General features: G+C 57.8%; 4 protein-coding genes. 2 read left to right on the top strand and 2 right to left on the bottom strand.

Features of this window, described 5'->3' with window-relative positions; all coding sequences use genetic code 11:
- Window positions 1-216 precede the first annotated feature (216 nt).
- Window positions 217-1788 carry a M28 family metallopeptidase gene (locus tag KYK14_RS21045; protein ID WP_219161651.1) on the bottom strand — a complete coding sequence of 524 codons (1572 nt, stop codon included), beginning with the start codon at window positions 1786-1788 and terminating at the stop codon, window positions 217-219.
- 68 nt (window positions 1789-1856) lie between these two features.
- On the bottom strand, window positions 1857-3929 hold the full coding sequence (locus KYK14_RS21040) for an ATP-binding protein (protein ID WP_219161650.1): 2073 nt from the start codon (window positions 3927-3929) through the stop codon (window positions 1857-1859).
- Window positions 3930-4304: 375 nt separating this feature from the next.
- On the opposite strand from KYK14_RS21040, the gene KYK14_RS21035 reads away from it, so the two are divergent.
- Window positions 4305-6116, top strand: coding sequence for an ABC transporter ATP-binding protein (locus KYK14_RS21035; RefSeq protein WP_219161649.1), 1812 nt, complete (start codon window positions 4305-4307; stop codon window positions 6114-6116).
- Between the two features lie 41 nt (window positions 6117-6157).
- On the top strand, window positions 6158-6442 hold the full coding sequence (locus KYK14_RS21030; RefSeq protein ID WP_219161648.1) for a hypothetical protein: 285 nt from the start codon (window positions 6158-6160) through the stop codon (window positions 6440-6442).
- Window positions 6443-6499: the final 57 nt, after the last annotated feature.

The following is a 6499-nucleotide window of genomic DNA, read 5'->3' as shown; positions in this document are numbered from 1 at the left end:
GAGAAGGTCACGAAGAAGCTGGTGGTGCTATAAAGTCTTCCTACTTATCTGTCATCCTGAGTGGAGCGAAGGACCTTTTCACGTCAGCACAAGTCATTGCTACAACAGGCGTGCTGACGTGAAAAGGTCCTTCGCTCCGCTCAGGATGACAAACGGCTATTAAAAAAGGCGGTCGAGTTGACCGCCTTTTTTGATTGTTCACCTAAAGGTACTCGCTTACCGCTGGCCTACTGCTTTGGCAGTGGGTAGGGCTTTACGCGGCAGCTTCTGGTCGCGCATGGCGGCGTTATAGACGAAGGTGGCTACTACTACCGAGGCCTGCTTGAGGTCTTCGGGGGGTAGGCGCTCGTAGGTGTCCATGTTGGTGTGGTGGGTGCGCGTGCCGTAGTCCAGAGGGTCCTGGATGAACTGGAAGCCGGGCAGGCCTACTGCGTCGAACGACAGGTGGTCGGTGCCGCCGGTGGTGCGGGCCGTGACGGTGGTAGCGCCCAACTCGTTGAGGGGCTGTAGCCAGGAGGCGAAGATGGGCATCACAGCCTCGTTGCCTTGGGCATAGATGCCACGGATTTTACCGGCGCCGTTGTCGAGGTTGAAGTAGGCGGCCAGCTTCTCGTGCTCGGGCTTGAGCTGCATGGTGGCGGGGTCGGCGAAGTGGTTTTTCACGTAGTTCTTCGAGCCGTGCAGGCCTTCTTCCTCGGCGCTCCACAGGGCAATGCGAATGGTGCGGCGGGGCTTCACGTTCAGGGCTTCCAGAATGCGCACAGCTTCCATCATCACGGCGCAGCCGGCGGCGTTGTCGGTGGCGCCGGTGCCAGCGTGCCAGGAGTCGAGGTGGCCGCCCAGCATCACGATTTCGTTTTTCAGCTTCCGGTCGGTGCCGGGGATTTCGGCTACCACGTTGTAGCCCTTCAGGTCCTGTGTCTGAAACTTGGTTTTGGTTTCCAGCTCCACTTCCACCGGAATACCTGCTTCCACCAACCGAATCAGGCGCAACTGGTCCTCCGTAGCCATTTCCAGCTCGGGTAGCACCGGTTGGGCATCGGCAGCGTAGGGGGCGCCGTTGCTGGTGAAGTAGGTGCCCACCGAGCCACCACGAGGGTTGCTAAGAACAGCGGCCGCGCCTTCGCTGATGAAGAACGGCGCCAACTTGCTGCGCAACGCGGCGCGGGCGCGCATGGCGTCGCGCTGCTCGTCGGTCATGGCGGGGCGGCGGGGGGAAGCGTCGGCAACTACGGGCGCGGCCATTTTTTGCAACTCTTCGTCGGTGTAGCGACGGGCATCGGGCTCCAGCCCTAGCTTGGGCATAGAGGTCACCTCGGTCACAATCACCTTATCGCGCAGCTGGCCTTTATACTTCTCCAGATCAGCTTCCGAAGATACTTTTACCAGCACCACCTGCTTTTTGATGAGGCCGTTGGTGGAGGGCGTCCAGGCTTTGGGCGTACCACTCATGGCCTTGTAGTACGGTTTCGTCATGGCCACGTAGGACTTCTCGATTTCCCAGCCACGGCCGAAATCACCCCACGACTCGATGTTGGCTTTGGCAAGGCCCCAGTCGGTGAGCTGCTTTTTGGCCCATTCGCTGGCTCGCATCAGGCCGGGCGAGTTGGCTAGGCGCGGACCGCTCACATCGGTCAGGTAAAAGGCCGTTTCCATCACTTTGGAGCGGTTCAAGCCTTCGTCTTTGATCTTGGCGACCATCGCCTGATCTACCTTTTCCGCTTGTTGGGCCAGCGCCGGAGCACTGCACGCCAGCACGCCCAATAGGGGTAGTACTATGTTTTTCATATGCAAAGAATGGTTTTGGAACAGAACGCGGCGCACGGTGGCCGCTGATGAGGGACACAGCTCTCGTACTACGGTTGCGCCGGACTGCTTTCGGCTGCTATCAGTGTGATGCAGAACTCCGTGAACCGCCCTACCTCGCTCTCCACCGTGAGCGTGCCCCCGTGCCCCCGCGTGACGATGTCGTAGCTCAGCGACAACCCTAATCCGGTACCTTCACCGACTGGTTTGGTGGTGAAAAAGCGTTGGAAAATGTTGGACAGATCAGTCGCCGGAATACCCGGCCCGTTGTCGCGCACCCGGATTTCCACCCGCCCCGTCGTACGCCTGGTAATGAGCTTTATCTGCGGCACATACTCTTCGCCAAGCATTTGCTGCTGTCGTTGCTGCACCGCATAAAACGCATTGCTAAACAAGCCAATGAGCGCTCGCCCAAAATCGTGACGTACCACGGGCACGCTACCCACAGCCGGGTCTAACTCGAAGAGTAGGGCCACCATGAGGTATCGGTGTTTGGCGCGTAAGTCGTGGTAAGTGATGCGAAGGTAGTCCTCGGCAAACCCGTTGAGAGCCGTAAGCTGCCGCGGACCAGGCTGGGCGCTGGCATACTCCAGCATACCGCGCACAATCACATCGGCCCGCTGTCCGGCCTGCACAATACCCGTTTGATAGTGCGCCAGGTTTTGCAGCATCTCGTCCAGGTACTCTCCGTCTTCCAAATGGGACGCGCACCGGGTAAACTCGCCCCGCAACTCCTGGCACAACAGCTCGCTGATGCCGGCTAGCTCGCGCACGCGCTGCACCGGGCGGCGCACCTCCTGCGCCACACCGTTCATGAGGTCGCCCAGGGAGGCCATTCGCTCGCGCAGCACCAGCTGGCTCTGCGCTACCTTTAGGTCTTGCAGGGCTCGGCCCAACTCGTCGCGCTGCTGGGTAAGCTCGGTGGTTTGCGACAGTATCTGCTCGTTCAGCCGTTGCAAGCGGCTGTTAGCCAGCTTTTGTGCCCGGTTGTTGCGCCAGAGCAGCAGCGTGGCCAGGGCCAGCATACCCATTACGGCTATCAGCACAGCCACGCGAATCTGCTGTTGCAGCTGCGCCTGTTTTTCCTCCAGAAGTCGCAGCCGCTGCTGCTCGGCAAAACCGATGGCATCGAGCTGCTTGATGCGTTGCGGGTTATGCAAACTATCGGCCGCCGCTACCATAAGGCGCATGTACTTCAGGGTGCTGTCGTTTTGCCCACGGCCGGTAAACGTCGACGCCAACAGGTTGCTGTTGCGCATCACGCCCACCATAAACGGCAACGATTGCCCTACCGCCAGGGCTTTACGGGCGTAGTAGATGCTGGAGTCGGGCTGCTGCCGGAGTTGGTATAGCTCGGCTAGGTACTGGTAGGCGCGACTCCGGCTACGCTGGTCGTTTTCGGGTAGGGCTGCTTGGGCGCTCAAGTGGTAATAGCGAATCGCCTTCTCTGACTGCCCCCGCATGCTGGCTAGCAGCCCCATTTCGCGCAGCACATAGGGCAGCGGATTGCCCCAGCAGCTCTGCTCCACAGTGCGCGAGCGTGTGGTGAGAGTGTAGGCGCGCCGTAGAAACAACTCCGCCGAGTCCAGCCGGTTCAGTAGCATGTAACTAGTACCGATGTTGGTTAGCACGCTAATCAACTGAGAATCATCACCAATACCCTGCTTGTAAATGCGTTGTGCCCGGAAGAAGTAGTCCAGTGCGGGCCGGCCGTCGTCGAGGGCGTAGTAGAGCAGACCGGTTTGGTTGAGGGTGCGGGCGGTGCCCTCCTGATCGTGGCTGGCCTCGTTGAGGCGCAGGGCCTGCAAGTTCACGCGCAGGGCCTGAGGCAGATTGCCCCATTCGCCCAGCAACATGCCCATGCGTGATAAACACCGTCCCTCGCCTTTAGGGTAGTGCACCTGCCGGGCCAGGCGCAGCCCCTGCCGGGCGTAGTGCTGCACCGAGTCGAGATGGGAGTAGCGGTAGGAAGCGCTGAGGTCGGCCAGTAACAGCACCCGGCTGGTATCGGTGGTAGCGTGGGCCAGCGCCCGGTGCAGCGCCTTCGTCTGCGGACTTTGCGCCCGCGTTATTCCGGTCAGCAGTGTCGCCCACCAACACAAGAGAAGTAGACGATGCTTCATGCCCAGGGAGAGACTGATATGCCAGGAAAAGGCGTAGCTAAAGGTAGAAAGACAGGTAGGGTGGTACTGTAAATGTAGCGTAGTTGATTACCTGAACAGCATTTCCTACCCCTGATTTTTCTATAGCATCAGCATTTCCTTTAATGACTGCTACTGCATGGGAAAACTGCTAGTATCAACTATGCTTTTTGTAGGATGCGGTAAGGCTGAACCTGTTGATGACACAAATAGGAAATTAAAGCGTTGGGCAGCGCTATGGCTTATGAAGGTGTCGCGCTATACTTCACTGGTTTTCGCTGGCGTACATGATATTCTAAATAACCCCGAGCCCTGCTCCCGCGTCTAATCGGCTACCTCCCCTCCAAGCCGATTCGCATGAGCCTCTGGCAAATTATCCAACGCCTCCTACCCTACGTCCGGCCCTACTGGCGGCTGGTGCTGGGCACCTTACTACTTACACTTGTCGGGTCGCTGGCGGCGCAGGTTAATCCGTTTGTGCTGCGATACACCGTAGATACGGTGCAGACGATGCTCAACCGCAACCAGGGACTGGCCCAGGGCGCGACGCTGCTGGCCGGTATCAGCGCGGTGCTACTGGTGAAGGAGGTGGTGAATGCATTTATCCAGTTTGGGCAGAAGTTCTACGGGGAGCGGATTCGCATTAGTATTTCTACTACCCTCTCGCAGGCCGCTATTCATAAGATACTTAGCTACCAGCTAGGCTTTTACGCCAGCGGCGGCAACCAAACCGGCAAGCTGCAAACGCGTATCGACCGGGGCGTGGAGAGCCTGATGAAGCTGGTGCAAAACTTCTTCATCGACATTCTGCCGCTGTTTGCCAATGCCGTGGTGGCGCTGGTGGTTATGTTTTTCGCCAACGTGTACGTGGGGCTCACGGCCCTGCTCATCCTACCCATCTACTTTTGGCTCAGCTATGCCCAGGCCGATAAGCTCAACGGGGTGCGGCGCACGCTGCGCCGCCTGCGCGAGGAGAAAAACCAGGGCCTCGTCAACCTCATTGATTCGGCGGTGGTCATCAAGAGCTTTGTGCGCGAAGATTATGAGGAGGAAAAGCAGAATGGCCTGCAACAGCAACTGGTAACGGCCCAGCTCCAAACGCGCAAAACCAACTTCCTCTACGACGGCCTCAAGACCTTTGTGGAGCAGGTAGGCGTGGTGCTCATCATCATCCTGACGGCCTACCTGGTGCTCGACCGCCAGATCAGCATCGGGGCCATCATGTTTCATATTTTGCTGTTCAACAACGTGTCGGCGCCCATCCGGCAGTTGCACCGCATCTACGACGAGATGAACGACGCCCTCACCTACTCCGAGGGTTTCTTCAGCATCCTCGACGCCGAGGACCAGACCGAGCCCACCGGCCGGTTGTTGCCCAACCACCTGCACGGCACCTTCGAGCTGCACGATGTATCGTTTACCTACCCTAGCGGCACGGCCGCCCTACACGGGGTGAATATGCACATTGAAGCCGGCAAGACCACGGCGCTGGTGGGCCTCTCGGGCGCGGGCAAGAGCACCATCATCAACTTGCTCTGCAAGTTCTACACGCCCGACAGCGGCACGCTCACCCTCGACGGCCAGCCCCTACGCGACTACGATACCCACGCCCTGCGCCAGAGCCTGGGGCTGGTGCTTCAGAAAAACCACATTTTCAAGGGTACCATTGAGGAGAATATCCGTTACGGCAACTTCGCGGCGAGCTTCGAGCAGGTGCAGGCTGCCGCCCGCAGCGCCTACCTCCACGACCAGATCATAGGCCTACCCCAGCAGTACCAGAGCGACGCCCAGCAGCTCTCGGGCGGGCAGCAGCAGCGTATTGCCATTGCGCGCCTGTTCCTGAAAAACCCGCCCATCATCTTCCTCGACGAGCCCACGGCCTCCCTCGACGCCATTGCCACCGAGCAAATCAAGAACTCCCTCGATGCCATCAAGCAGGGCCGTACGGTGGTTATCATCTCCCACAGCCTCGCCCAAATCGTAGATTCGGACTGCATCTACGTGATGAAGCAGGGCCGCATGGTAGAAAGCGGCACCCACGACGAGCTATACGATCTAAAAGGGACCTACCGCGAAATCTTCGATGCCTCAGCGCGGAGCCTCAATATTGAGAAGCTGGCGCGGGTGCTGGTGGATGATGGGGATGAGGTGGCCGATACGGCGGGGTAGTGTATATTTGCTATTCTTCTAATAATACTATTAACAAACTCATGAAACAAGCTTTACGCATTCTAGCATTTAGTACAGTTATATTGTCTGGTTGTGAAAAAGAGAAAGACGAACCACTTTTAGTCTTAAGCGGCGAATACTATTCGGAAAATACTATTCTAGCGGCTAATCCTATTATGATGTATACAAATAAGGGTGTTGTCAAAGATCAGCAAGTCATTAATCGCTTCTTGCTGCATCGACCATGGTCGAAAAACTCTTTTTCTCAAACTGATACAGCTATACCGAATAATAGTTCCTGCCAATTTGTAGGCTTCCCCATTTAGGGAGCCAGTTGTGAGCAGAGAAAAGCGTATTTTCACTACCTGACAACTGAGACATGA

The sequence above is a fragment of the Hymenobacter profundi genome, from assembly GCF_019334315.1.
Taxonomy (GTDB): Bacteria; Bacteroidota; Bacteroidia; order Cytophagales; family Hymenobacteraceae; genus Hymenobacter; species Hymenobacter profundi.
The sequence above is the reverse complement of the archived record's forward strand: the minus strand, read 5'-3'. Positions and strand labels throughout refer to the sequence as shown.